General features: G+C 61.5%; 19 protein-coding genes and 1 riboswitch. Of the genes, 11 read left to right on the top strand and 8 right to left on the bottom strand.

The features are described 5' to 3' along the window. Positions 1-19: 19 nt before the first annotated feature. Positions 20-763: a phosphatase PAP2 family protein gene (locus ACTG2T_RS00840; RefSeq protein ID WP_330124457.1), complete on the bottom strand. Its 744-nt coding sequence runs from the start codon at positions 761-763 to the stop codon at positions 20-22. Positions 764-1,012: 249 nt separating this feature from the next. Between ACTG2T_RS00840 and ACTG2T_RS00835 the strand changes: the two genes are divergently transcribed. The 9 genes from ACTG2T_RS00835 (at position 1,013) to ACTG2T_RS00795 (ending at position 11,293) form a co-directional block, all read left to right on the top strand. Continuing rightward, complete coding sequence (locus ACTG2T_RS00835; RefSeq protein WP_330124456.1) at positions 1,013-2,134, top strand: 4-phosphoerythronate dehydrogenase; 1,122 nt, start codon at positions 1,013-1,015, stop codon at positions 2,132-2,134. A 193-nt stretch (positions 2,135-2,327) separates the two neighbouring features. Then, positions 2,328-3,344, top strand: a complete 1,017-nt coding sequence (locus ACTG2T_RS00830; protein WP_330124455.1) for an aspartate-semialdehyde dehydrogenase — start codon at positions 2,328-2,330, stop codon at positions 3,342-3,344. A 271-nt stretch (positions 3,345-3,615) separates the two neighbouring features. After that, the gene (locus ACTG2T_RS00825) at positions 3,616-5,820 is read left to right on the top strand and encodes a FimV/HubP family polar landmark protein (protein WP_330124454.1); all 2,205 of its coding nucleotides are present in this window, start codon (positions 3,616-3,618) and stop codon (positions 5,818-5,820) included. Positions 5,821-6,020: 200 nt separating this feature from the next. Then, complete coding sequence (gene truA, locus ACTG2T_RS00820; RefSeq protein ID WP_139444261.1) at positions 6,021-6,830, top strand: tRNA pseudouridine(38-40) synthase TruA; 810 nt, start codon at positions 6,021-6,023, stop codon at positions 6,828-6,830. A gap of 119 nt (positions 6,831-6,949) precedes the next feature. After that, positions 6,950-7,813, top strand: coding sequence for an acetyl-CoA carboxylase, carboxyltransferase subunit beta (accD, locus tag ACTG2T_RS00815; RefSeq protein WP_005333765.1), 864 nt, complete (start codon positions 6,950-6,952; stop codon positions 7,811-7,813). 2 nt (positions 7,814-7,815) lie between these two features. Next, positions 7,816-9,075 (top strand): bifunctional tetrahydrofolate synthase/dihydrofolate synthase, encoded by a 1,260-nt coding sequence (gene folC, locus ACTG2T_RS00810; protein ID WP_330124453.1) that lies wholly within the window; start codon positions 7,816-7,818, stop codon positions 9,073-9,075. 74 nt (positions 9,076-9,149) lie between these two features. Beyond that, a complete protein-coding gene (dedD, locus tag ACTG2T_RS00805) occupies positions 9,150-9,950 on the top strand; it encodes a cell division protein DedD (RefSeq protein WP_330124452.1) in 801 nt (266 codons plus the stop codon). A gap of 171 nt (positions 9,951-10,121) precedes the next feature. After that, the gene (locus tag ACTG2T_RS00800; protein ID WP_005333757.1) at positions 10,122-10,439 is read left to right on the top strand and encodes a heavy metal-binding domain-containing protein; all 318 of its coding nucleotides are present in this window, start codon (positions 10,122-10,124) and stop codon (positions 10,437-10,439) included. Between the two features lie 251 nt (positions 10,440-10,690). Next, the gene (locus ACTG2T_RS00795; protein WP_330124451.1) at positions 10,691-11,293 is read left to right on the top strand and encodes a hypothetical protein; all 603 of its coding nucleotides are present in this window, start codon (positions 10,691-10,693) and stop codon (positions 11,291-11,293) included. Positions 11,294-11,393: 100 nt separating this feature from the next. Here the strand turns inward: ACTG2T_RS00795 and cysG are convergent, their stop codons facing one another. The 5 genes from cysG to ACTG2T_RS00770 all read right to left on the bottom strand — a co-directional run bounded on the left by cysG (position 11,394) and on the right by ACTG2T_RS00770 (position 16,948). Further along, complete coding sequence (gene cysG, locus ACTG2T_RS00790; protein WP_330124450.1) at positions 11,394-12,785, bottom strand: siroheme synthase CysG; 1,392 nt, start codon at positions 12,783-12,785, stop codon at positions 11,394-11,396. Between the two features lie 198 nt (positions 12,786-12,983). Next, a complete protein-coding gene (gene asrC / locus ACTG2T_RS00785) occupies positions 12,984-13,994 on the bottom strand; it encodes a sulfite reductase subunit C (protein ID WP_040066440.1) in 1,011 nt (336 codons plus the stop codon). Between the two features lie 11 nt (positions 13,995-14,005). Beyond that, positions 14,006-14,845 carry an anaerobic sulfite reductase subunit AsrB gene (gene asrB, locus ACTG2T_RS00780; protein WP_019446166.1) on the bottom strand — a complete coding sequence of 280 codons (840 nt, stop codon included), beginning with the start codon at positions 14,843-14,845 and terminating at the stop codon, positions 14,006-14,008. A 1-nt stretch (position 14,846) separates the two neighbouring features. Continuing rightward, positions 14,847-15,905: an anaerobic sulfite reductase subunit AsrA gene (gene asrA, locus ACTG2T_RS00775; RefSeq protein ID WP_330124449.1), complete on the bottom strand. Its 1,059-nt coding sequence runs from the start codon at positions 15,903-15,905 to the stop codon at positions 14,847-14,849. 200 nt (positions 15,906-16,105) lie between these two features. Next, positions 16,106-16,948, bottom strand: coding sequence for a patatin-like phospholipase family protein (locus ACTG2T_RS00770; RefSeq protein ID WP_330124448.1), 843 nt, complete (start codon positions 16,946-16,948; stop codon positions 16,106-16,108). A gap of 265 nt (positions 16,949-17,213) precedes the next feature. Between ACTG2T_RS00770 and ACTG2T_RS00765 the strand changes: the two genes are divergently transcribed. Beyond that, the gene (locus ACTG2T_RS00765; RefSeq protein ID WP_330124447.1) at positions 17,214-18,230 is read left to right on the top strand and encodes a S66 family peptidase; all 1,017 of its coding nucleotides are present in this window, start codon (positions 17,214-17,216) and stop codon (positions 18,228-18,230) included. Between the two features lie 64 nt (positions 18,231-18,294). Here ACTG2T_RS00765 and ACTG2T_RS00760 read toward each other — a convergent pair whose 3' ends face one another. Next, the gene (locus tag ACTG2T_RS00760) at positions 18,295-20,550 is read right to left on the bottom strand and encodes an LTA synthase family protein (protein ID WP_330124446.1); all 2,256 of its coding nucleotides are present in this window, start codon (positions 20,548-20,550) and stop codon (positions 18,295-18,297) included. A 255-nt stretch (positions 20,551-20,805) separates the two neighbouring features. Between ACTG2T_RS00760 and ACTG2T_RS00755 the strand changes: the two genes are divergently transcribed. Further along, positions 20,806-21,891, top strand: a complete 1,086-nt coding sequence (locus ACTG2T_RS00755) for a hypothetical protein (protein ID WP_330124445.1) — start codon at positions 20,806-20,808, stop codon at positions 21,889-21,891. Positions 21,892-21,973: 82 nt separating this feature from the next. Here the strand turns inward: ACTG2T_RS00755 and lysC are convergent, their stop codons facing one another. Further along, entirely contained in the window at positions 21,974-23,326 is a 1,353-nt protein-coding gene (gene lysC, locus ACTG2T_RS00750; RefSeq protein WP_005352746.1) for a lysine-sensitive aspartokinase 3, read from the bottom strand. Between the two features lie 90 nt (positions 23,327-23,416). Further along, positions 23,417-23,640, bottom strand: a riboswitch (Lysine riboswitch). Positions 23,641-23,705: the final 65 nt, after the last annotated feature.

The following is a 23,705-nucleotide window of genomic DNA, read 5'->3' as shown; positions in this document are numbered from 1 at the left end:
CGCCAAGATGGCGCCGGATTCAATATCTGTGCAGCCACCAGCGGCCGGCAATCAGCGCCGTGAGCGACCCCAGTAGAGCGCTGGCCAATACATCCACCGGCCAGTGCATCCCCATCACCATGCGCGACAGACCAATTCCCAGTGCCCACAGTGGCAGCAGCCAGACGCCCGTGGGAGCGCGGGCCAGCCAGATCAGACCAAAAAATTGGGCCAGGCTGATGGCGGCGATGCTGTGGCCAGAAGGGAAGGCGTAGTTCACCTCGGCCTGCCAGTGGTGGCCGAGCCACTCTGGCAGGGCCAGCAGCTGGCTGGCGGCGTGAACCTGTTCGCTGCGCACATCGACGCTACTGGCGTAGAAGTGCTTGATGGCCGGGATCAGCGCCTGACTCTCAAGCCAGAGCAGATAGGGTCTGGGCTCTTCGGTCAGGTGTTTGATCAGGCTCTTGAGCACCCAGTCGCTGGCGAGCAGGGCTGCCAGCGCACACCCCAGTGCAATGAAGGGGGACAGCTCCAGTTTGAGTTTGTAGCGGGTCAGCAACAGCAAGAGGGCGCCACTGACCCCGATCCCGGGAATATCGACCATGCGGGTAAGGGCGTATGACCACCATAGCCAGCCTGATTGCAGTGAACCGGTCAGAAAAGGCTGCCAGGGCAATGTGGCGAGTAGTAACAGGGGCAGGATTAACAGGGCTGTGAAGCCAAGCACCTGACTGCGGGTGAGTGAGGCGGTTGACATTGGGAGCGGCGGAGCGTGTGGCGGCATGGTGGGTATGGGCGATCGCGAAAAAAGAGGGGCATTGTGCCACCGTGACATGCTCGGACAAAGCCGAGCAGCACGTTTGTTACCTCTGCTTACACATTTTGTGGCCACATCCTCTGTTTGAGCGGGCGGATGGAGCGGCTGCCGCGCAATGTGGTCCCGTTTCGCGCCGGATTGCATCACAGGCTGAAATCTCGGGCGGCTTTGCGCTAGAATGGCGCCCCCGTGGCGGTTGTGACCAAAGAGAGCCCGATGAAGATAGTCGTTGATGAGAATATGCCCCATGCCGTGGAGCTGTTTGCCGAATTTGGCGAGGTGATCCCCTTGCCCGGACGGCAGATGCAGGCCCGCGATCTGCTGGATGCCGATGTGCTGCTGGTGCGTTCGGTCACCCGCGTCAACGGCGATTTGCTGGCGACCAGCCCCAAACTCGGGTTTGTCGGCACCGCCACCATAGGCACAGACCATGTGGACAAGGCCCTGCTGGCAAGCCGCAATATTCCCTTCTTCAGCGCCCCCGGTTGCAACAAGTATTCGGTGGGGGACTATGTGCTTTCCGCTTTGCTGGTGCTGGCGGAGCGTTACGAACTCGACCTCTCGGCCATGACGCTGGCGGTGATTGGCGCGGGCAATACTGGCGAGTGTGTGGCTGGCAAGGCCCAAGCGCTCGGCATGCGGGTACTGCGCTGCGATCCACCCAAGGCGCGTAATACCCCCGATGCGGGCTTTGTCGATTATCAGACCGCCCTTGGCGCCGATATTGTCAGCTTCCATGTGCCCATTACCCGTGAAGGGCCGGATGCCACCTACCATCTGCTCGATGCCGAACAGATTGCCGCGCGCCCGGCAGGGCAGATCCTGATCAACGCATCCCGTGGCGAGGTGTGGGATAACCGGGCCCTGCTGGCACGCCAGCTGAGCGATAAGCCGTTGCGACTGGTGATGGATGTGTGGGAGAACGAGCCCGAGCCACTGGCTGCGCTGGTGCCCCATACCGAGATTGCCACCCCCCATATTGCCGGTTACAGCCTGGAGGGGAAGGCCCGCGGTACCTGGATGCTCTATCAGGCGCTCTGCCAGCAGCTGGGACGCCAGCCTCGTCAGGATTTGAGTCAGCTGTTGCCTGCCCCCGATGTGCAGGCGGTGGTGCCGGGCCGCGCACCGGATCAGGCGCTGATCAAGCAGCTGGTGCATCTGGTCTATGACGTGCGCCGCGATGATGCCCGTTTCCGGGCCCGACTCGGCCTGCCCGGCAGCTTTGACGAGCAGCGCAAACACTATCTCGAGCGCCGTGAACTATCCTCCCTGCAGGTTGAGGGTGCGTTTGCCGACCAGGCGCTGGGCGAGCTGGGATTTGCGCTGTCACGCCCCTGAATCGGGGCCTAGGAGTTGGAAGATAACCGGAAGGGGTGAGCCGTACTGGCTACCTCGCCCCCATTTTTTACTGAGCTGGCGCAGATACTACTGCGCTGGCTCAGCCATATCAGGCAGCGTTATCTCGCCGTGCGAGCGCCTGCCGACCATGGCGCCACCCGGCGCCATTGCAGCATTATCAGAGGAGAACAGAATGAGCCAGCAGTTTAACGTAGCGGTATTGGGTGCCAGCGGCGCCGTGGGTCAGGCGATGATCGAGATCCTGGAAGAGCGCGAATTTCCGGTAGCGACCCTCTATCCGCTGGCTTCCAGCCGTAGCGCCGGTGATACCGTGCGCTTTGGCGGCAAGAACCTCGAGATCCTCGATGTGGAGGAGTTTGACTGGAGCCAGGTGCAGATCGCACTATTCTCCGCCGGTGCCGAGGTCTCTGCCAAGTGGGCGCCGATTGCTGCCGAACACGGCTGCATCGTCATCGACAACACCTCCTGCTTCCGTTACGACGAAGATATCCCGCTGGTGATCCCGGAAGTGAACCCGGATGCGCTGGCCGATTTTCGCAATCGCAACATCATCGCCAATCCCAACTGCTCCACCATCCAGATGCTGGTGGCCCTGAAGCCGCTGCACGACGAAGTGGGCATTGCCCGCATCAACGTGGCCACCTATCAATCCGTGTCAGGCTCGGGCAAAGAGGGGGTCAGCGAGCTGGCGGGTCAGACCGCTCATCTGCTCAACGGTCGTCCGGTGGAACCGACTCTCTATCCGCAGCAGATCGCCTTTAACCTGATCCCGCAGATCGACAGCTTCACCGACAACGGCTACACCCGTGAAGAGATGAAGATGGTATGGGAAACCCAGAAGATCCTGGGGGATGCCAGCATTACCGTGAACCCCACCTGCGTGCGGGTGCCGGTCTTCTACGGCCACGCCGAGGCGGTACACGTCGAACTGCACCAGCCGCTCGATGCTGAACAGGTCAAGGACCTGCTGCGCAATGCGCCGGGTGTGACCCTGTTTGATGACGAAGGGGACTATCCGACCCCGGTGCGTGACGCAACCGGCAAGGATGAGGTGCTGGTGGGTCGGGTGCGCCAGGATATTTCTCATCCAAGTGGTATCAATATGTGGATCGTGGCCGATAACGTTCGTAAGGGCGCGGCAACCAACAGTGTACAGATTGCCGAGCTGCTGGTTCGCGACTATCTGTAAGGCCGGTCAGATGCCACAGATGCGCAGCAGGGAGTGCTGCGCATCCGGCCTGTGATCAAACCGGGGTGTGACCCATGCCGCACTCCGTCACTTCAAGATTCTGTTGCGATATCAACTGATTAAGTTTTTTCCTACACTCAGGGTCAAGTTGGGTGCTAAATGTGTCGGACTGCTGGCTTGCCAGGCGAGCCTGATTTATATTGAACCGACTGTTTTGGGGTAACTATCCAGATTTTTCAATGTGATAGGGCCGTCATACGAAGGAACGAATATGGGACATTCCCGCATAACATTGGCAACGCTACTCGCATTGGGTCTGCTGGGCACCGTCCAGGCTGAAGACTCGGCGCGGGAGCCTTTTTTTGTCGAGCTAAAAGGCCCTGACGAACCCGCACCTCCCGCCGTCAATTCCCAGCCGCTGGCGCAGCCGGTCGCCAGACCCGCCGCACAACCGGTGCGTACAACCGCCCAGCCGGTGGTGCGTCAGGTCACTGCCAATGCCGGTAGCTATGGCCCTGTTCGTCCGACCGATACCCTATGGAGCCTGGCGAGCAAATATCGCCCCTCCAATCGGGTCAGCGTCTACCAGACCATGGTGGCGATTTACGAGAAAAACCCCCGCAGTTTTGCCGATGGCAATATCAACCACATTCTGGTGGGGTCCCGCATTCTGCTGCCGACCGCGGCCGAGGCGAGCGTCATCACTGATGCACAGGCCCGCGCCAAGTTCCGTAGCGACAACGCCAGCTGGAAGGGGTTAAGCCCCAAATATCTGGCTGACAAGCAGGCCCATACCGCCAAGCCGGCTGCCGCCAAACCCGCGAAGGTTGAAGCTGCCAAGACCGAGCTGGTGAAGGCTGCGCCTGCGCCGCTGCCAGTGGCGAAAGCCGCCCCCATTCCCGCCCCGGTGGTGGCACCGCAACCGGCGGCTGAAACCAAAGAAGTGGCCAAGGTGAGCGAGCCAGCGCCGAAAGAGGCGGTAGCACCTGCTCCTAGCGCAGCAGAAGGCACCACACCGGCGCCTCTGCCTTCCGATCTGGATAAACCAGTGGGCAAACCGGCCACTGAGATGGCGCTGGCACTGGAAGATGCCAATGCCCAGCTCGGCCAGGTGACCGAGATGAACCACAGGCTCAAGCTGCGTCTGCAATCCCTGACCGAAGAGGTGGAGACCCTCAAGGCCCAGCTGCAGGATCAGACCGCGCTGCAAAAAGAGATTGCCGAGCTCAAGGCCCAACCGGTCCCGCCGGCGGCAGCCGAGCCTGAGCCTGAGAAAAACTGGTTGATGGATCTGCTCTCCTCACCGCTCAACCTCGCCATGATCATTCTGCTGCCGGTGCTGCTGGTATTGGCGCTGGTGACCCTGTGGCTGCGTGCCCGTGCCCGCCGCGAACTGGAAGAGCAGGAGAAGAGCCTCTCCGAATCCACCGCCATGATGATGGATCAGGAGCAGAGCGAGTTTGATGACCTGCTGAGCGTCGATGTGACCGACAACGAGCCGGTGCGCCCTGTGCCGGATCTCAACACCCCGGATGGCTTTATGCCGATGGAGCCTGACGAGCCGGCCGCTAAGCCGGATGTCGATCTGGTGTTCAGCGACGAGGGCGAGATGGAGCTGCAGGGCTTTGAGCCTGAGCGGATGGCGGCCCAGCCAGCCAGTCGTGACCCGGATCTTGTGCCGGATCTCGATCTCGCGCTGGATGAGCCCATTGCGCTGGCCAACGAGCCCGCCATGGTTCTGGCCAGCGAGTTCAACCCCAAGCCCAAGGCCGCTGACGAGATTATGAGCGAAGAGGAGCTGCAGGCAGCCCTGTTTGCCGAGCTGGATGCGGATCTCTCAGCCGACCTCGAGCCCGATTTGAGCTCCATCGACGAAGTCGGCTCCGCTGACGACGATCTGGCGAGCTTCGATCTCGGCGATTTCGACAGTGCCCTCGACGAGCCTGCTGCTGGCAAAGATGATAACGCCATTGATCTCAGTGCCGCAGAGGACGCTGACGAGAGTGCGGATGCCATGCTGGCCGAGCTCGGTCTTGAGCCTGTCAAGGCGAAGGAAGCGGAGCTGGATCTGGAGTGGGATCCCAACGAGCTGGCGCTCTCCGATTTCGAAGATGCGTTTGCCGAGGTGGAATCACATCCGGCAGATCTCCAGCCCCGTGAGCAGGCACAGGAGAGTGGCTACGTCGAGATCGACAAGCTGCTGGCTGAAGCGGATGCCACTGCGCCGGAGCAGGAGCCGTATCAGGGCTTCTCGCTGGATGTGGGGCTCGATGGCTTCCCCGAGGTGCTGCCGGAATCCACCGGGTTTGATGTGGATGCCGACGACGGCGGTGTGGGTGCCAAGCTGGATCTGGCCCGTGCCTACCTCGAGATTGACGACAAGGATAGCGCCCGCGAGCTGCTGCAAGAGGCGGCGGAGCAGGGCAGCGATCACCAGCGTGCCGAAGCCGAGAAGTTGCTCAAGCGGTTGGGCTAAAGCATCTCCCATCACGGGATCAGCAAAATGGGGGCAGCCAGCAGGCTGCCCCTCATATTTTGGCGATTTGCGATGGGGGATCATGGCCGTGCAGGCTCGCTATCCAGGCCAATTGCGCGTGTGGTGGGACTTTTCGGGCTGAGCGCGTATAATCCGCCCCGTTTCTTTCACTGCGTTTTCACAACAAGACAAGTTTATCCATGCGAATTGCCCTAGGTATTGAATATGACGGCAGCCGGTATTTCGGCTGGCAGCGTCAGCGTGAAGTGATCAGCGTGCAGGCTGAACTGGAGACGGCGCTGAGCCGGATTGCCAACCACCCTGTCTCCATCCAGTGTGCCGGGCGCACCGATGCTGGTGTCCATGCGACCGGTCAGGTGATCCACTTCGATACCGAGGCTAACCGCGCCGAAGGGGCCTGGACCCTGGGGCTCAATTCCAACCTGCCGCCGGATATCGCCGTGCGCTGGGTCAAGGAGGTGGACGAGAGCTTCCACGCCCGCTTCAGCGCCACCGCCCGTCGCTACCGCTATGTCATCTACAACCACAACTACCGGCCGGCGATCCTTGGCAGTGGCGTCAGCCACTACCACGAGACCATCGATGCCGAGTTGATGCACCAGGCGGGCCAGAGCCTGCTGGGGGAGCACGACTTCAGCACCTTCCGTGCCGTCGCCTGCCAATCCAACACCCCGTGGCGCAATGTGACCCATCTGTGTGTCAGCCGCTCCGGCCCCTACATCGTGCTCGACATCAAGGCCAATGCCTTCCTGCACCATATGGTGCGCAACATCACCGGCTCCCTGCTGCTGGTGGGGCAGGGGCTCAAACCGGTGGAGTGGATTGCCGAGGTGCTGGCTGCCAAGGATCGCAATCTGGCCGGGCCGACCGCCAAGGCCGGTGGCCTCTATCTGGTCGACGTGGATTACCCGGCCGAGTTTGCTCTGCCGCAGTTGCCGCTCGGTCCGCTGTGGCTGCCGGACTCGGCACCGGGTACGACCAGTTTTTAGTAACTGCGCCCGAAAAATTGTGGTTTAATGACCCGTCATTTGTTGCCATCGAGCTATTAAGTCATTGAACAATCTAGGCTCGATGCGTTTTGTCAGGCACAAAAGCATTAAGGAATTCCATGAGCTGGCTTGAGAAGATTCTTCCCAAGAGCAAGATCACTGCGCCCCGTCGTCACAACATTCCGGAAGGGGTGTGGACCAAGTGCAGTGCTTGTGAACAGGTGCTCTACCGGGCAGAGTTGGAGCGCAACCTCGAAGTGTGCCCCAAGTGTGATCATCATATGCGCATCAGCGCCCGCGCCCGTCTCGAGAGCTTCCTCGATGAGCAGGGTCGTACCGAGATCGGTGCCGAGCTGGAGCCGCAGGATGTACTGAAATTCAAGGATTCCAAGCGCTACAAGGATCGTTTGTCTGCCGCTCAGAAAGAGACGGCGGAGAAAGATGCGCTGGTGGTGATGAAAGGGACCCTCAAAGGGGTACCGGTTGTCGCCTGTTCGTTCGAATTCTCCTTCATGGGTGGCTCCATGGCCTCCGTGGTCGGTGCCCGCTTCGTGCGTGCCGTCGAGGAGTGCATCAAGGAAGGCCGTGGTCTGGTCTGCTTCTCCGCCTCTGGTGGTGCTCGCATGCAGGAAGCCCTCTTCTCCCTGATGCAGATGGCCAAGACCAGTGCTGCGCTGGACAGACTCACCAAGGCGGGACTGCCCTATATCTCCGTGCTGACCGACCCCACCATGGGGGGCGTCTCTGCCAGTCTGGCGATGCTGGGTGACATCAACGTGGGCGAGCCCAAGGCGCTGATCGGCTTTGCCGGCCCGCGTGTTATCGAGCAGACCGTGCGCGAGAAACTGCCGGAAGGCTTCCAGCGCTCCGAGTTCCTGCTGGAAAAGGGTGCCATCGATATCATCATCGATCGCCGCGAAATGCGTAACCGTCTGGCCAGCCTGCTCGCCAAAATGCTGAATACTCACGTCATCGAAGAGTGAAGATGAGTTCAAACATGCAACAATCCCAAAGCCGGTCGCTTGTCGACTGGCTTTCTTATTTGGAGCAGATCCATCCGGTCAATATCGACATGGGGCTGGATCGGGTCGGTGCCGTTGCCCGGCGCATGGGGCTTACCCAGCTGCCGTTCAAGGTGATCACGGTGGCGGGTACCAACGGCAAGGGCTCCAGCTGCGCCATGGCGGCCAGCATTCTGATGGCCGCAGGCTACAAGGTCGGCGTCTACTCCTCGCCCCATCTGCTGCGCTTTACCGAGCGGGTGCGGGTCAACGGGCAAGAGCTGCCCGACAGGGATCACTGCGCCGCCTTTGCCGAGGTGGAAGCTGCTCGCGGCGAGATTGCCCTTACCTTCTTCGAGTTCGCCACCCTGGCCGGTTTGTGGCTCTTCTGCCGCGCCGCCCCCGATGTGCTGCTGCTGGAAGTGGGGCTGGGTGGTCGGCTCGACGCCACCAACGTGGTGGAGTCCGATGTGGCGATGATCACCTCCATTGCCCTCGATCACTGCGACTGGCTGGGTGATACCCGCGAAGCCGTGGCGGTGGAGAAGGCTGGCGTCTATCGCGCCGGTAAACCCGCCATAAGCGGTGAGCCCAATCCGCCTGCGACTATTGCGAGCGAAGCACAGCGTCTTGGCGCCAACCTGCGTCAGGTCGGTATCGATTTTCGTGGCGATGAGCACGAGAGCGGTTGGGATTATCATGGCCTCAACCAGTGGCGGGATCTGCCAAAACCGGCGCTGCCACTGATGAACGCGGTGACCGTGCTGGCGGCGCTGGAATCCCTCGGCTTGCCGCTGCCGGAGTCCGCCATTCGTGACGGGCTTGCCAATGCCCGGCTGGCTGGCCGGATGCAGCAGTTGCAAAGTGCGCCGCTGGTGATCGTCGATGTGGCCCATAACCCCCATTCGGCGGCCTATCTGGCCGCGCAATTGCGCAAGATGCCCTGCTCGGGTGTGCGCCGCGCCGTGGTCGGCATGCTCAAAGACAAGGACATGGCGGGATCCCTTGCCGAGCTCGATGGTCTGATCGGCGAGTGGTATCTGGCCAGCCTCACCGGCCCGCGCGCAGCCACTGCTGCGCAGCTGGCTGCGGCGTTGGGAGAGGACAAGGGGCTTGCCAGGGTGTTTGATGATGTCAGCGCCGCTTATCAGGCAGCGTTGGCCGCATCGAGTCCGGACGATATGGTCATTGTGTTTGGTTCGTTTTACACTGTCGCCGACATTCTGGCGGGTGTCGCCGTCTAGGCCACACCCCGGCTCCCCGGTCTTCGGGCGGGGAGCCAAATCGCATATTGAGTTACGTAAAGGTAGGATTCAACTTGGCCTCGAAGTTTCAAAACCGTCTGGTGGGCACCGTCATCCTGGTGGCCCTGGTTGTTATTTTCCTGCCGGACTTGCTGGATGGTCACAAGCTGGCACAAAAGGAGGAGGCCTTTGCCAAGATCCCGCTGCGCCCCGAGCTGGAGCCTGCCAAGCCTGCGCTGCAGGTCTCGGCGGCCAGCAGCCTGCCAGCCGATCATCTGGCCAGCCAGCAACAGGCCTCTGCGGCCCAGCAGTGGCAAGTGGAGGAGGTGGCTGACCCGATGACCCTCGCCGGTCAGGGCAACGGCGCGCAGCCGGCGACAACCCCTGCCGCACCGGCACCGGTTCAGCCGCAACAGAATGCTCAACCCAAGCCACAGCCCAAGCCGGAAGTGGTGGCCAAAAAACCGGTCGAACCGCCCAAGCCAGCACCCAAGCCGACGCCAGCCAAACCGGTTGAAGTTGCCAAGGCACCCACACCGACCAAGCCGCAGGCGGGTCAGATCAAGTCCCTCGACGATCTGATTGAAAGCAAGATGACCCAGCCGACCACTCCCGCGCCTGCTGCGGCACCGGCGCAGGGCAGCTGGATCCTTCAGCTTGGCGCCTTCAAGAACGTCGACAGCGTCAACGCGCTGGTGAGCAAGCTGCGGGCGGCGGGCTACTCTGCCCACACCTCGCCGCGCACACCGGTTCAGGGTCAGCTCAACCGGGTCTTTATCGGGCCGGATGTCTCCAAGGCCAAACTGCAGGGGATGCAGGGGCGGATCTCCCAGATGACCGGCCTCAGTGGCTCGGTGGTCTCTTACAATCCGTGACGGCTTGCAGTTGGCAATGGCCCTTTGAAACAAACACCGCGCTCCGTGCGCGGTGTTTTTTTATCTGGCTGCCGTGATTTTTAAGGTCGACGTCGTACAGGTCACCCCCCGGTTGGGATTTTCGGGCAGTTGGGGTAGTCTGAGCCCTTCTGCTACTCACAGGAGTTCAAGATGATCCTCTCGACGACCCCCACGCTGGAAGGCAAAACCATTCGTGAATACCGCGGCATCGTGGTTGGCGAAGCCATTCTCGGCGCCAACATTTTCAAGGATCTCTTCGCCGGGATCCGCGACATCATCGGCGGCCGCTCTGGCGCCTATGAAAAAGAGCTGGCCCGTGCCCGCGAGATCGCCTTCGATGAGCTGAAAGAGCGTGCCGCCGCCCTTGGCGCCAATGCGGTGGTCGGCATCGATATCGACTACGAGGTGGTGGGGCAAAACGGCAGCATGCTGATGGTCAGCATCAGTGGTACCGCCGTGGTGGTCTGATCGGGCATCCACTTTTGCATTGGCAATGAGCCGATAACCGGGTTATCGGCTTTTTTATTGCTTGGCAGATACGTGTTGTTTGTAAGATTTTTTCTCAACGCATTGATTCTAAATATTTATATTTATTAATAATTCCACTGACCGGTTTTATTTTTTTTAACTGGGTAGCCCGAGAGGGTCAAGCTAGAGTGCCGCCATCAGGAACGACACCGCTCACGGACGAGGTTCTCTTCTCTTGAAGGCGTATCACTATGAATCAAAAACCTGCTCTGCTGACCCTTGTCATGTTGGCCATGACCGCCCATGCCGGCAGTGCCCTCGCGGCGCTGCCCAACTTCAGCGCCACCTGTCCCACCGATATCCGGGTCAAGTCGCAAGGGGGCAATGTCTTTATCAATGGCAAGAAGGCTACCCTGAAAACGCAGGCGCCCGCCGCCTATTCGGCCACAAGCGGCAAGGTGGCCATCGGGATCACCTTCGATCTGCCCGCCAGCGAACCCACCCTGGATTACGTCATCAAGCATGATCGCCGGGCCCACGGCTTTTGCACCGTGCACGCCTGGTCGGCGGGCAAGGCCGCCGCACTGCCGATGGCCAAGGGGGACTCGCCCTATCAGGGCAAGTGGATCGCCAAAAACCGCGAGACCGGCGCCACGGTGGCCAATATTCAGGTGGATGGCAAGGAGCAGGTGTGGGTCAACGGAGTCAAGGTGAAGGCGAAACGGGCCGATGGCGCGCTGCAGTTTCGTCAGGGCACTATCCTCTACACCTTGCAGGGGGATCCGCGTATTCGCGATGAGAGCGACTGGAATGACAGCGATGTTCAGAATACCGGCCCCATCACGCTCGAGTAACAGACGCGCCGTGCCACGGCTGGGTCATTGATGCAAAAAGCAGAGAGCGGCATGGCCGCTCTCTGCTTTGTTGTCTCTATTGGTTGATCGCCGTGCGGGGTTAGATGCCGTGGATGGCGTTGGCTTCCCCATACCAGTCCAGCTTGTCGGCCAGAGTGACCACCGAGCCGATGATGATGAGACTCGGGCTCTTCACCTGACGAGCCAGTTCGGCCAACTGTTGCAGCTCGCCGCGCACCACCCGCTGACTGAGCTGGGTGCCTTGCTCCACCAGCGCCACCGGGGTATGACCGGGCATGCCGTGGGTTTGCAGCTCATCCTGAATGCGGGCGGCGTGGGCCAGCCCCATGTAGAACACTAGAGTCTGGCGGGGGGCCGCCAGCGCCGACCACTCCTGGGCGATATTGCCCTCCTTGTCATGCCCGGTGATGAACTGCACCCGCTGGGCGTGATCGCGGTGGGTGAGGGGAATGCCGCTGTAGGCGGCGCAGCCTGAGGCTGCCGTAATGCCCGGTACCACTGAGAAGGGGATGCCCGCCTCGGCCAGGGTTTCCAGCTCCTCGCCGCCCCGGCCAAAGATAAAGGGATCGCCCCCCTTGAGCCGTACCACCTGTTTGCCCAGCTGCGCTTGTTCCAGCAACAGCTGGTTGATCGCCTGCTGGGGCACACAGTGGCGGCCCGCCTCCTTGCCAACAAAGATCCGCTCGGCATCCCGGCGCACAAGCGCCAACACCTCCTGCGAGACCAGTCGGTCATAGACCACCACATCCGCCTGCTGCAACTGCTGCAGACCGCTTAGGGTAAGCAGCCCCGCATCGCCGGGCCCTGCGCCTACCAAGGTTACGCTTCCCTTGCTCTGCGGTTGCTCCTCGAGTAGCTCAGCGACGCTCTGTTCGGCAGCTTGCTGCTGGCCGCGGGCCAGTTGGCGGGCGAGGCGATCGTGGCTAAAGAGCCGCTCCCAGAAGCGGCGGCGGGCCAGCTTGTCCGGAATGAGTTTGACCTGCTCGCGCAGCTTGCCCGCCAGCGCCGCGAGTTGGCCGAGGTGTTGCGGCAGCATGGCTTCGAGTTTTTCCCGCAGCTGGCGGCTTAGAACCGGTGCCGCGCCTGCGCTGGAGATGGCCACCATCAGCGGCGAGCGGTCAATGATGGCGGGCATGATGGCGCTGCAGTGGGCCGGGGAGTCCACCACATTGCAGAAGATCTGGCGCAGGTTCGCTTCGTTGAAGACCTGCTGGTTGACCTCTTGCTGGTTGGTGGCGGCGATCACCAACCACTTGCCATCGAGCAGTTCGGGATGAAAGCTGGCGGCGCAGACGGTCAGGCGACCCTGCTCGGCCCAGCTCATCAGCTGGGGTTCCAGATGCGGGGCATTGATGGTGATCTTCGTCTTGGCATCGAGCAGCAGGCGCGCTTTACGCACAGCCACCTCACCGCCGCCGACGATCAGGACCGGCTTGTTTTGCAGCTGACAGAAGAGAGGGAGAAAGTCCATAACAGGCTCCGGATGCTGGCCCGCTCGCGATGCCGCGCCGGGCGAGATAGCAGGGCGCGCCGTGACGCACCCCGGATGGTCGGGGGAAAGATCCCCCGACGGGAATAAAAAAAGGGGAAGGGTGATCTACGCCCGGGCCAACGACAGATCCCCACCGGTGTCGGCCACTTGATCACGCTTCCCCAAACGAGGTTTTTCCTATTGCACCGCTTTGACGTGCATGTTGGCGACGTACTGATCTTCGGCCCAGAAGATGCGGTCAGCGACCATGGCTTCCGGGTTGAGGGTGACGCCGCGCAGCACCCGCTCCTTGAACTTGTGATAACCGGCCCGGTCGATAAGGTGACCCATGTGCAGGTAGATGGGTTTGCCATCCAGCATCTCGGCCTCGAACTCGAACAGGTTCTTGATCACCGCATGCAGCACCTCTTCGGTCACCCAGTTGAGGAACAGCTTGCCGGTACGAGGGGTCTTCTTGCTGGTGCGTCCCCCCAGCTTGACCATGTAGAGCTGCTTGGGATCCCGCTGCCAGGCCAGGGTCGGGCAGGCCAGCACACACTCGCCACAGCCGATACACTTGCTCTCCTCTTTGACCGCCTTGCCATGCTTGATGGCGAGGCAATCCACTGCGTGGTGGCTGCACGCCTTGACGCAGGCGCCGCAGCCGATGCAGCGCTCGGCATTGAAGTGGATTTTGGCGATGCCGAGGATGCCGAAGTCGGCCATGTTGGCCTTGGCGCAGTCGTTGGGACAGCCGGCGATCACCATCTTGAGGTGATATGGGTTGGGGTAGAGGTGTTTCTCCATCCGCTGGGCCAGCCCGGTGCAGTCGATATTGCCCTTCTGGCAGATTGTGTTGCCCTGACAGGCGACGATGTTGCGCCCGCCGATGGTCTGGTAACCGGCTGTTGTGTCCTCTACCTCGATGCCGCAGGTCTCTACCTCGATCTCCTTGATAAAGGGTTCGAGGGCGGCGTTGACCTTGTCCATGTCCTGATACTTGATGCCGGGCATCGCCAGCTTCTGGCGGGTGGTGAGGTGGATCAGGCCGTTGCCGTACTGTTCGGCGATCTGCTGGGCTACCGCCAGCAGGTGGGCGGGCATGATCCCGCCGGGAATGCGTACGCTGATCATCGCTTCGCCGCGCACCTTGGAGAGGCGGTATTCGTTCTTGGCGCGGGCCTTGATGATGTCGATATCGAGACTCATGGTGTTCTCCCTCAGTCGATCAGATGCTGGGCCTGGTCAAAACGAAAGACCGGTCCATCCACGCAGATATAGGTGTCGCCCATCCGGCAGTGGCCACACTTGCCCACGGCGCAGGCCATGCGGCGTTCGTAGTCGACCCAGATGCGATCCTTGGGGATGCCCCGTTCGAGGAAGGCGAGCACCACGAAGCGGATCATGATGGGGGGGCCGACCACGATCACCTGGATATCCTCCTTGTCAGCGAGATCCAGCTGGTCGATGTAGTCGGTGACCCGGCCGATGCGAAACTGCTCGCTCTCCTTGCCCTCGTCCAGGGTGACGATAAGGTTCTGCTGCTCGGCCCAGAGCGGCATCTCGTGGCGATAGAGCACCGCCTGCTCGTTCTTGAAGCCGAGGATCATGTCGAGGGATTTCACCTCTTCCGGGTGTTTGCTAAAGCGGCGCAGCAGCCCCTTGACCGGCGCGACGCCGGTGCCGCCCGCCACCACGATGAGGTGCTGGTTGCGGTAGGTCTCCAGCGGATAGCCGTTGCCGTGGACGCCGCGCATCCACACCTTGTCGCCCACATCGAGGGCAAACAGCGCATCGGTTACCTTGCCAACCTTGCGGATCAACAGATCCACATAGCCATCGCCATAGTCGGAGACCGAGATGGGCGCTTCGCCAACGGTGGGCAGGGAGATCTCCACAAACTGGCCGTAGTGGACATCAAAGTCGCGGGAGACCCGAAAGTTCCACTCAAGCTCGGTGTGACGCTCGATGGCCAGAATGGTGTAGGCCTTGGGCAGCAGGCGGTTTTCGACTGCTTCCTGCTGTTGTTCTGCTGTTGCGGTTTGCTGGCACTGGCACATATCAGTTCGCCCCCTGCGCGTTGTCGGCTGCGATGGTCTGTTCGACCACATCGGTCATCTTGTTGATGATGTTGCTAAAGGAGATGTAGTGAGGGCAGCGATCGTCGCAGCGGCCACAGCCGACGCACATGTGCTCCTCCCCCTGACGGGCCTTGTAGTCGTTGACCTTGTGCAGGGCGCGATAACGCAGGCGCTCGCCATGTTTGGCGCGAAAACCGTGGCCACCGGCCATGTCGCTAAAGCCATCCACCATACAGCTGGCCCACTGGCGACGGCGCTCGCCCTGATGGGGGTTCTCCGCATAGGTGAGGTCATGCACGCTGTAGCAGCTGCAGGTCGGGCAGGAGGTGGTACAGCGGCCGCAACCGATGCAGCGGCTGTCGTACTCGGCCCAGACCGGATGGGCGGTGAGGATCTGGCGGATCCGCTGGGGGTCGTCACAGACGCTGTCCGGGGTGCGTACCTTGACCGGGTTGCTCTGGACAAATTCCGGGGTGAAGTCGTCGGATTCACCCAGTTCGGCAAAGTAGCCGAGCAGCTCGGGATCCTTCACCTCAATACGGGCACCCTCATCGCTCAGACGAATGGCGGCGGCGTAGTCCTGGGTCTCGTTGCTGCCCATGGAGACGCAGAAGCAGTTCTCGAAGCTCTCGCGGCACTCCAGCAGTACCAGCTTGAGCTTGCTGCGCAGCCGGGCGTAGTAGACGTCGCTGTTCTGGCCATTTTTCAGGTAGACCTGATCCAGCCTGCGCAGGGCGTGGATATCGCAGCTGCGCAAGAACAGCAGGGTGGGCTTGGCCTCCACCTTTGATTCACGCAGCTCCAGATTGTCGAAGTGGAACAGGGTCTGGGTGATTGGGAGCTCCACCTCTTTCGGGGAGAAGTGGGACTTCTCCTGCCACACCAGATCGGCCGGATGGCGGATGCTGTGGTAGGTGACGTTGTCGGTGTCGGAGAAGCGGCCGCCCCGATATTCGGCCGCGGGCGCCATGATCCGGTAATCGGGCAGCAGCCGCTCGAACAGCTGCGCCAGCGCGGGCTGGGTGAGAAGAAACGACATAAATAAACACCTTGTATGAGGGTGAGATGCCCTGGCATAGGGATGAGGAGCGGGCCGGTCAGGATGTCTGGCATCGGTTCTGGCCGCGCTTGCCTCGCCACGGTCTGTTTTTATGACTCATGTTGCTCAACTGACCCGATTGTTATTGTGTTGGCGGCGCGTGCGTCGCGGCAGGTCGGGTCATGCCTGTAAAATCCTTATCAATTGAGCAGGGCGGCCTGATAGCCTGCGCACTTGCCCATCACGTATCCCATCTCCAGCTTGTTGATATCGCGGGTGAAACGGGAGACGGGGAAGTAGTCGGCCGGGGCGATCACCTCGATCTGGCAGTCCTCCGGCGGATTGGCGATAAAATCGAGCGCCTCGTTGTAGCTGCGATCCCGCAGCTCCAGCGCCTGTGCCAGTGCGGGGCGGGTCTTGAGCAGGGTACGGATCATCCAGGGGAAGGGCATCGGCTTGAGCCGGTAGCCAAGGGGCTCGGAGAGGATCACCGTCAGGTGACGGGCACCGCGGCGGTAGGCCTCGATCACCGGGATGGAGTCGGCCACCCCGCCATCTGTCATCGGCACCCCGTGCACCTCCGGGTATTCGTGGGAGGCGAGGGGAATGGCGCAGCTGGCAGGCAGCACCTCGTTCATGTTCTCCGGCTTGACCCGGATGTACTCCGCCTTGCCGGTCAGGGTATTGGTCACCACCGCATAGAAGGGGATGCCGGTCTCCCGGTAGGCGTGAATGTCGAGAGGATACTTGCGGCAGCTGGTGTTCCACAGCCAGTGGATATCCACCAGATTGCCCCCCTTGGCAAAGCGCAGGGGATCCATAAACTGCTGGCTGCACGCCAGTTTGGTCAGGATCTCGTGGCTGCGGCCATGCTGGCTGGCGAGATAAGCCAGCAAGTTGGTGGCTCCCGCCGAGACACCGATGGCGAAGTCAAAGGGGCGATAGTCATGCTCGATAAACGCATCCAGCACGCCGCTGGCAAATATGCCGCGCATGGCGCCGCCTTCTACAACCAATGCGCTGGGGGATGCGTTTTTGTTCATGACAGGCACCTCATTGATAAGTCAGAGAGAAAAAGTGGGAAAGAGAACGTCCGGGCTGTCAGGCCGACCGTTCTGACAACCAACCGGGGTTGGCCATCGCAATGAGGTCATTCTAGGAAGGGGATAGTGTTTAGAATATCTGTTAATAATGAATCAAGTGTTTTGTATTTCTAAACAATGGTGATAAACCCGTTGTGATCAAAGGGGTTGTGTAGGAGTCTCAATGACTCTGTGATGGCTGGATATTGGCAAGGATGAGTGTGTCATGACGTTATTGGTTCCCCCGCTGCTCCAACGTGGCGATACCATCGCTTTTTTCTCCCCCTCCAGCGCGGCGACCGCCTGGGCCCCCAACCGTTTTGCCCGCGCAAAAGCCTTTCTTGAGGGGCTGGGCTTTAGGCTCAAGGCGGGCAGCCTCACCGGCCAGCAGGATCACTGGCGCTCCGGCTCCATCGTTGCGCGGGCCGAGGAGCTCAACGCCCTTATTCGCGACCCAGAAGTGCGCTGCATCATGTCGGTGATTGGCGGCAGCAACTCCAACTCCCTGCTCCCTTATCTCGATTTTGAGGCGCTGAGGCGCGATCCCAAGATCATCGTCGGCTACTCAGACGTGACGGCGTTGCTGCTCGGCATCCATGCCCAAACTGGCCTGGTTACCTTTTATGGCCCGGCGCTGGTGGCCTCCTTTGGCGAGTTGCCGCCGCTGGTGGATGAGACGCTGGCCAGTTTTTTACAGATTGCGTTGGCCGACGAAGCTGGCGTCCCCTGCACGCTGCCCACCCCGGCAAAGTGGAGCGATGAACGGCTGGACTGGGAGAACCAGACCCGGGCCAAGCAGTGCCAGCCCAATCGGCTGATCTCGGTGGGCTCAGGCCGGGTTGAGGGGCGGCTGATGGGCGGCAACCTCAACACCATGGCGGGGATCTGGGGCTCCCCCTATATGCCGCCCATCGAGCGCGGTGATATTTTGCTGCTGGAGGACAGCCTGAAATCTGCCGAGACGCTGGAGCGCTCCTTTGCCCATCTCAAGCTGTGCGGGGTGTTTGAGCGGATCGGCGCGCTTATCCTCGGCAAGCACGAGTTGTTCAACGATCAGGGTAGCGGCAAGCGCCCCCTCGATATCCTGCTGGAGGTGGTGGGGGAGCCAAACTTCCCCATTCTGGCGGAGTTTGACTGCGCCCATACTCACCCCATGCTGACGTTGCCGCTGGGCATCGTGGCGGCACTCGATCTCGACCGCCAGCAGCTCACGCTACTGGAGCCCTGGTGGCGAGCAGAATGAGGGCGAAATGAATGTCCAACAACAAGGCCGCTGATGCGGCCTTGTCTGTTTTTGTGGAGAGGGATCAGGGCAGGGCATCGGGCCGGAAGCTGGCGCGGATCTGCGGCACCAGGCTTGAAGGGTCGAACCCTTTCTCCTCCCCCAGCACCGGATGAAGCAGGGGTTTTTCTTCGATGGGGGTGATATCCCCCGCCAGCAGCTGGCGGGTGGCCTGACCCATCTGGTAGAGCTGGCGCACCGGCGCAAACTGGGTCGCCAGATTGAGGGGGTCATCGGCGCGGGTGAAGGCCATCATGGGGATTTGGTAGGTGGCATCGCGCGCCGGCTTGTCACCGTGAATCCCCTTGCCGGCAGACATCAAAAACGGCTGGTGATCGCCAAAGGCCACCACCAGATAGCGCTTGCCCGACTGGTCGAGGGTCTTGAGCAGCCGCTCCAGCGAGGCCATGGCATCCACCACCCCGGTGTAGTAGGTGTTGAGCAGCTGGGTGTCGCTCTCGCTCTGTTTCGGACAGGCGCCGCTGCGCTCCTGCCCCTGATAACGGGGGCCATCGAAGGGGCCGTGCCCCTGCATGGTGACTGCATAGGCAAACAGCGGTTTGTCATCCTGTTCGCTGCGCTTGAGCAGGTGGTCGATGAGCGCATCATCGGAGATATAGGGCCCCTTGTGCTCAAGGGTGGTGAAGCGGGTATCGAACCAGCGCTCCTCATAGCCGAGCGCCGGGATCGCCTTGGCGCGGCCCCAGAATTTTTCCACATAGGGGTGGGCGAACAGGGTCTGGTAGCCGCTCTGTCTGGCGCTCTGGGCCAGTCCTGGCACTTGCTCAGAGAGGTAGTAGTAGGGCACCACCCCCTGCTTGAGCAAGCCCACCGGCAGGCCGGTGTTCATCTCGAACTCCGCCAGTACCGTCATGCCGCCGGTGGTGGGGGAGTGGATGGTTTTTTGCCACTGCTGCACGCTGGCGGGCAGGGAGAGGGTGGGGGCCGGGGCGCAGATCCGCCCCTTCCAGTCGAGCCAGAGCGACTCATATTGCAGTACGATCACCAGATCCCAACGCGGTGCAATGCCCTGGGGCGGATAACTCAGCTGCGGAGTCAGCTCGTTGATCTGCAAGGGGTAGCGAAACACGCTGCCGCTTTGCAGCATCTCGTCCACCAGATTGAACAGATAGAGGCCGGGACCTGAGCGGATGATGTCCCTGTGGTAGTTGACCGCGCGATCCACGTAGCGAATGTTGGCTCCCAGTAGCTTGTTGCCGGTCTGGGTGGCAAAGACGCACAGGGCAAAGAAGGCGACGGTGGCAGCGGCTGTGCGCAGCACCCAGCGTGACAGGGCAAAGCGCCAGCAGAGAAACAGTGCCAGCAACACGGTGAAGATGGGCAGGATGGGATGCTGGTCGAGCAGGATCCGCAGCAGCGCCAGCAGGTTGCCAAAATCGTCCCCGCCGAGCGGCACGCCGTAGATGGCGATCTTCATAAAGTTGGCCAGCAGACCTATGCCTGACAGCGCGGTAAAGACCAGCCCCATATAGAGGTTGAAGCCCGCCAGCGCGCAGAGGCTCCAGCCCAGCACCATGCTGCCCCAGGCCAGATAGTAGTGCTCCGGCCGAAAGCCTGACCAGAGCAGAAACTCCCCCAGCTTGAACACCACGAAGCCGTGCAGCAGCACGAAGGTGAGGTTGCCGAGCAGCAGGCTGCCGATGATCCGCCAGCGCAGGCTGCGGCGCAGCTTTGGCAGCACCGTTTTGAGCACGGCGGCGCTCAGGGCCAGCACCAGAGTCAGGCTCACCACCAGATAGGTGAGGTTGAAGCCCTGCTCCGGCAGGGTTTGCAGGATCTGGCTGAAGTCGCCGCTCTCGGGGCGATCTTTGAGCAGCAGCCCGATGCGCAGCTGATAACGGCTGGCCAGTGCATCGTCCGGGGCGCGCAAGGTGCTGTTGAGATCCAGCGAGCAGCGGTTATTGCGGCACACCTGACGCTTATCCACCGCTTGACTGAGCTGGTCGATCCGCTCCCCCTTGTCGTTGAGCAGCTCCACTCGCACCTTGTCCCCTGCTTGCAATGGCCCTCGCAACTGCCACTGACTGCGTACCACCAGATAGAGGCCGCGGCTGTCGCTTTTATAGAGCAGGGCGTGGCGGGTGAGGGTGGCCAGTGGATTGTCGGCGGGGCCCAGCACCAGCGGCTGGGCACGGCCCAGCCAACTGCCGGGATTGATCAGTGGCAACAACAGGGTCAGCAGCAGCAATCCGCCCAGCAGGGCAAGCAGTAGAGAGTGCAGGCTCAGGACGCGGGGGCGGCCTGAGGAGGGGCGATTCATATAAGCTCATCCTTTGAGCGAGTGAGGGAGAGATCGTTCATCCGCATAGAGTTTGACCCGATGGTGCGGGCCTTGTTTCAGCTTGTCAATTTAATGACCACTTAATGAATATTTGGTTACAGCTCAACCTTGCAAATTGTGATCCCGATCGAGGGGTTGTTCGGAATATGTGATGAAAGCGTCATCATGGGGTTTTGCCACTGGCTTGGGAGGGATCTGCTGTTTAGTCTCTCGATAGCGACTGGAGGTACATGTATGAATCCCAAAGTGATGGCGCGTCAGGCCAGATTGCTGCGCATGCTGGAGAGCAAGGAAGAGATCCGGATCGGACGCGAGCGCGACTGCCCGCTGCCGCTGGCCCAACTGGTCAAGCTGAAGGATAGCCATCCGGCTGTGGTCAAGGTCTATCGCCACGGCCTCACCGCCGAGGTGTTTCACCTCAAGGTGGAGGGGCATCACTGGTGCCTCAAGCGGCGCCGTCAGGATTCACTGGTGGCCAACCTAGATGGCAAGACCGCCTTTCTGACCGAGCTGGAGCGGCGGCGCGAAATCGAGGCGCTGCGCGAGTTGCATCCAACTGTCCTCTCCCACGTGGTCTGCACCAGCTTCGGCTCGGCGCGGGCCGGGGTGCTGGTCTCCCCCTGGTTGCGGGGTGTGCCGGTCCATCAGCTCAACGAACGCAATCTGGCCCAGATGCTGGAGGTGCAGGGGGAGCTGGCCCGCTGGGGCTGGTTTGACTGGGACCCGAGCCCGGGCAACCTGCTCGATGACGGCGAGCAGATCTGCGTGTTCGACTTTGGCTATATGTGGACCTTCGATCCCCGCTTTGAATACAACTCCAACGGTCTGGTCGACCCGCAGTTCCATGTACCGGAGCGGTTGGAGACCCGCACCCTCTCCGGACTCTGGCTCGATGAGGCCGATCCTCTGCCGCAATTTCGCTACTGGCGCGAGCTTTGTCTGAAATGGGTGAAACGGGAGATCCACCACCTGATCCGCGAAGGGGCCAGCGCGCCCGTGCTGGCCCGCCTGCACGCCCTGCAAGGGGAGTGGAGCGCCGCGCTGGCGAGCGACGAGGCGCTGGTCGCCAACTGGTGGCGGGACATGTATCGCAGCCACCGGCTCGATGTGGCCGATGATCTGAGCGGCCAGAGCTGCGGCCCGCTCACCCTGCGTCGCCTCGACTGGTTGATGCAGGCGGTGACGGATCACTATCCGCTGCTGGTGGACAATCTCTCGCCTCAGGAGACGGAGCCGGGCCAGACCGGGCTGCTGGCCCGCTTGCAGCAGCTGCGCCGCGAAGCCGTGGCCTGTCAGTTGCCAGCCACCAGCCTTGCCTGAGCCGATACCTTTGCGGAATACAAATAAACAGGGCGCCTTGCGGGCGCCCTGTTGCATGGTCTGGTTTACCTCGCGGTGAGGGTCAGTCCAGCAGCTCCTGATGGAGGCGGTTGACGATATTGCCCGCCTCGCTCTCCTTGACCAGGAAGCAGAGGTTGTGGGCGCTGGCGCCGTAGCAGATCATCCGGATGTTGTGCTCGCGCAGGGCGTCAAAGACCTGACTGCCCACCCCGTTCACTTCGCTCATCCGGTTGCCGATGAGCGCCACCAGTGCCAGACCGGTTTCCACTTCCACTTTGCAGAGCTGCCCCAGCTCGGTCAGTACCTTGTCGCTCAGGATCGGTTCGCCGTTGCTCTGGCTGCCGGTGTGATCCAGGGTCAGTGACACGCTCACCTCCGAGGTAGTGATGAGATCGACCGAGATGCGGTGACGGGCCAGAATGCCGAACACTTCGGCCAGAAAGCCGTAGGCGTGGAACATGTTGAGGCTGTGCAGGGTCACCAGCACCTGCTGGCGGCGCAGGGCGACGGCGCGAAACAGCGGGCTTGAATCTGTGCTGGCGCGGATCCAGGTACCACCGGCGGCGGGGTCCTTGGCGGAGCCGACAAACACCGGAATATTCTGGCGCACCGCCGGTTGCAGGGTGGCCGGGTGCAGCACCTTGGCGCCGAAGGTGGCCATCTCGGCCGCCTCGACAAAGCTGATTTCGGGAATGGGGCGGGCGCGGGTGACGAGGCGCGGATCCGTGGTGTAGATGCCGGGCACATCGGTCCAAATCTCGATACTGGCGGCATCGAGCGCTTCGGCGAGCAGGGCTGCGCTGTAGTCAGAGCCGCCGCGCCCCAGCGTGGTGGTGCGGCCATCGCCATCGGCACCGATAAAGCCTTGGGTGATGATGAGGCTGTCGCCAAGCTGCGGGCCCAGCGTCTGCTGGCAGAGAGTGCGGGTGGTGGCCAGATCGACGGTGGCCTTGCCAAAGCGGCTGTCAGTGCGCATCAGCTGGCGCACATCCTGCCAGTGGGCCTTGACGCCGCGCTGGCGCAGCAGTTCGGTAAAGAGGCGGGTAGACATCAGCTCGCCGCAGGCGATGAGGCGATCGGCCAGCTCCGCATCGGTATGCTGGTGGGCTTGCTGGGCCATGAGGCGAATTTCGTCCAGCTGACCATGAATAAGGGCGCTCACATCAACGGGGTTGCCGAGATCGGTCAGAATGGCCTGCTGGATCCCGGCCAGTTTGGCCAGTTGCTCGTCGCGGCCCGCTTCGTCCAGCTCCCCTTGTGCCAGAGCGACCAGCAGGTTGGTGACACCGGCGCTGGCGCTCAGCACCACCACCCGGGTGGCGGGATTGGCCAGCACGATGTCGGCGCAGTGATTCATGGCCGGGAAGTTGGCGACACTGGTTCCGCCAAACTTGGCGACATTGATCGGGCTCATTGCTTACTCCTGTCTTATTTTAAGATTCCGGTTCCATCGGGCAAAAAAGAGAGGAGGAGGCTGAAAATGGCAGGAATGAACGAAGCTATCCCGGCCAGAAGCACTCCACCTGCAGAGCCCATCCCGTACCGCCCCTGACAGAGCGCGGTGTGGGATGATCACTACCGATGACAACCCGGGGGATTCAGCCCCCGCAGCCGACGTTGAGGTTACCAGTCTCCTCACTCGTCTCGGCGCTGCTCCCCCTGACCCAAGTTCACCGGACGCTGGCGTCCTCCCTTGGGCTGCCTGGGCAGCGCTCCTCTTCTGGCTCCACCAGGGCGGTGGAGTGCATTTAGAAATAACCTGCGTTGGATTGCACTGTCAATCGAGTTTGTGA

The sequence above is a fragment of the Aeromonas sp. 75A genome (assembly GCF_051919425.1).
Lineage (GTDB): Bacteria > Pseudomonadota > Gammaproteobacteria > Enterobacterales > Aeromonadaceae > Aeromonas > Aeromonas veronii.
Note: the sequence above shows the minus strand (reverse complement) of the source record. Positions and strands in the feature narration are given on the sequence as shown.

Excerpts from the sequence above, each read along its gene's own strand:
- ACTG2T_RS00830 (WP_330124455.1), top strand. The coding sequence starts at position 2,328 with ATGAGCCAGCAGTTTAACGTAGCGGTATTGGGTGCCAGCGGCGCCGTG.
- asrA (WP_330124449.1), bottom strand. The coding sequence starts at position 15,905 with ATGTCGTTTCTTCTCACCCAGCCCGCGCTGGCGCAGCTGTTCGAGCGG.
- asrB (WP_019446166.1), bottom strand. The coding sequence starts at position 14,845 with ATGTGCCAGTGCCAGCAAACCGCAACAGCAGAACAACAGCAGGAAGCA.
- asrC (WP_040066440.1), bottom strand. The coding sequence starts at position 13,994 with ATGAGTCTCGATATCGACATCATCAAGGCCCGCGCCAAGAACGAATAC.
- folC (WP_330124453.1), top strand. The coding sequence starts at position 7,816 with ATGAGTTCAAACATGCAACAATCCCAAAGCCGGTCGCTTGTCGACTGG.
- cysG (WP_330124450.1), bottom strand. The coding sequence starts at position 12,785 with ATGGACTTTCTCCCTCTCTTCTGTCAGCTGCAAAACAAGCCGGTCCTG.
- ACTG2T_RS00765 (WP_330124447.1), top strand. The coding sequence starts at position 17,214 with ATGACGTTATTGGTTCCCCCGCTGCTCCAACGTGGCGATACCATCGCT.
- ACTG2T_RS00760 (WP_330124446.1), bottom strand. The coding sequence starts at position 20,550 with ATGAATCGCCCCTCCTCAGGCCGCCCCCGCGTCCTGAGCCTGCACTCT.
- ACTG2T_RS00795 (WP_330124451.1), top strand. The coding sequence starts at position 10,691 with ATGAATCAAAAACCTGCTCTGCTGACCCTTGTCATGTTGGCCATGACC.
- ACTG2T_RS00840 (WP_330124457.1), bottom strand. The coding sequence starts at position 763 with ATGCCGCCACACGCTCCGCCGCTCCCAATGTCAACCGCCTCACTCACC.
- lysC (WP_005352746.1), bottom strand. The coding sequence starts at position 23,326 with ATGAGCCCGATCAATGTCGCCAAGTTTGGCGGAACCAGTGTCGCCAAC.
- ACTG2T_RS00825 (WP_330124454.1), top strand. The coding sequence starts at position 3,616 with ATGGGACATTCCCGCATAACATTGGCAACGCTACTCGCATTGGGTCTG.
- ACTG2T_RS00835 (WP_330124456.1), top strand. The coding sequence starts at position 1,013 with ATGAAGATAGTCGTTGATGAGAATATGCCCCATGCCGTGGAGCTGTTT.
- accD (WP_005333765.1), top strand. The coding sequence starts at position 6,950 with ATGAGCTGGCTTGAGAAGATTCTTCCCAAGAGCAAGATCACTGCGCCC.
- truA (WP_139444261.1), top strand. The coding sequence starts at position 6,021 with ATGCGAATTGCCCTAGGTATTGAATATGACGGCAGCCGGTATTTCGGC.
- ACTG2T_RS00770 (WP_330124448.1), bottom strand. The coding sequence starts at position 16,948 with ATGAACAAAAACGCATCCCCCAGCGCATTGGTTGTAGAAGGCGGCGCC.
- ACTG2T_RS00755 (WP_330124445.1), top strand. The coding sequence starts at position 20,806 with ATGAATCCCAAAGTGATGGCGCGTCAGGCCAGATTGCTGCGCATGCTG.
- ACTG2T_RS00800 (WP_005333757.1), top strand. The coding sequence starts at position 10,122 with ATGATCCTCTCGACGACCCCCACGCTGGAAGGCAAAACCATTCGTGAA.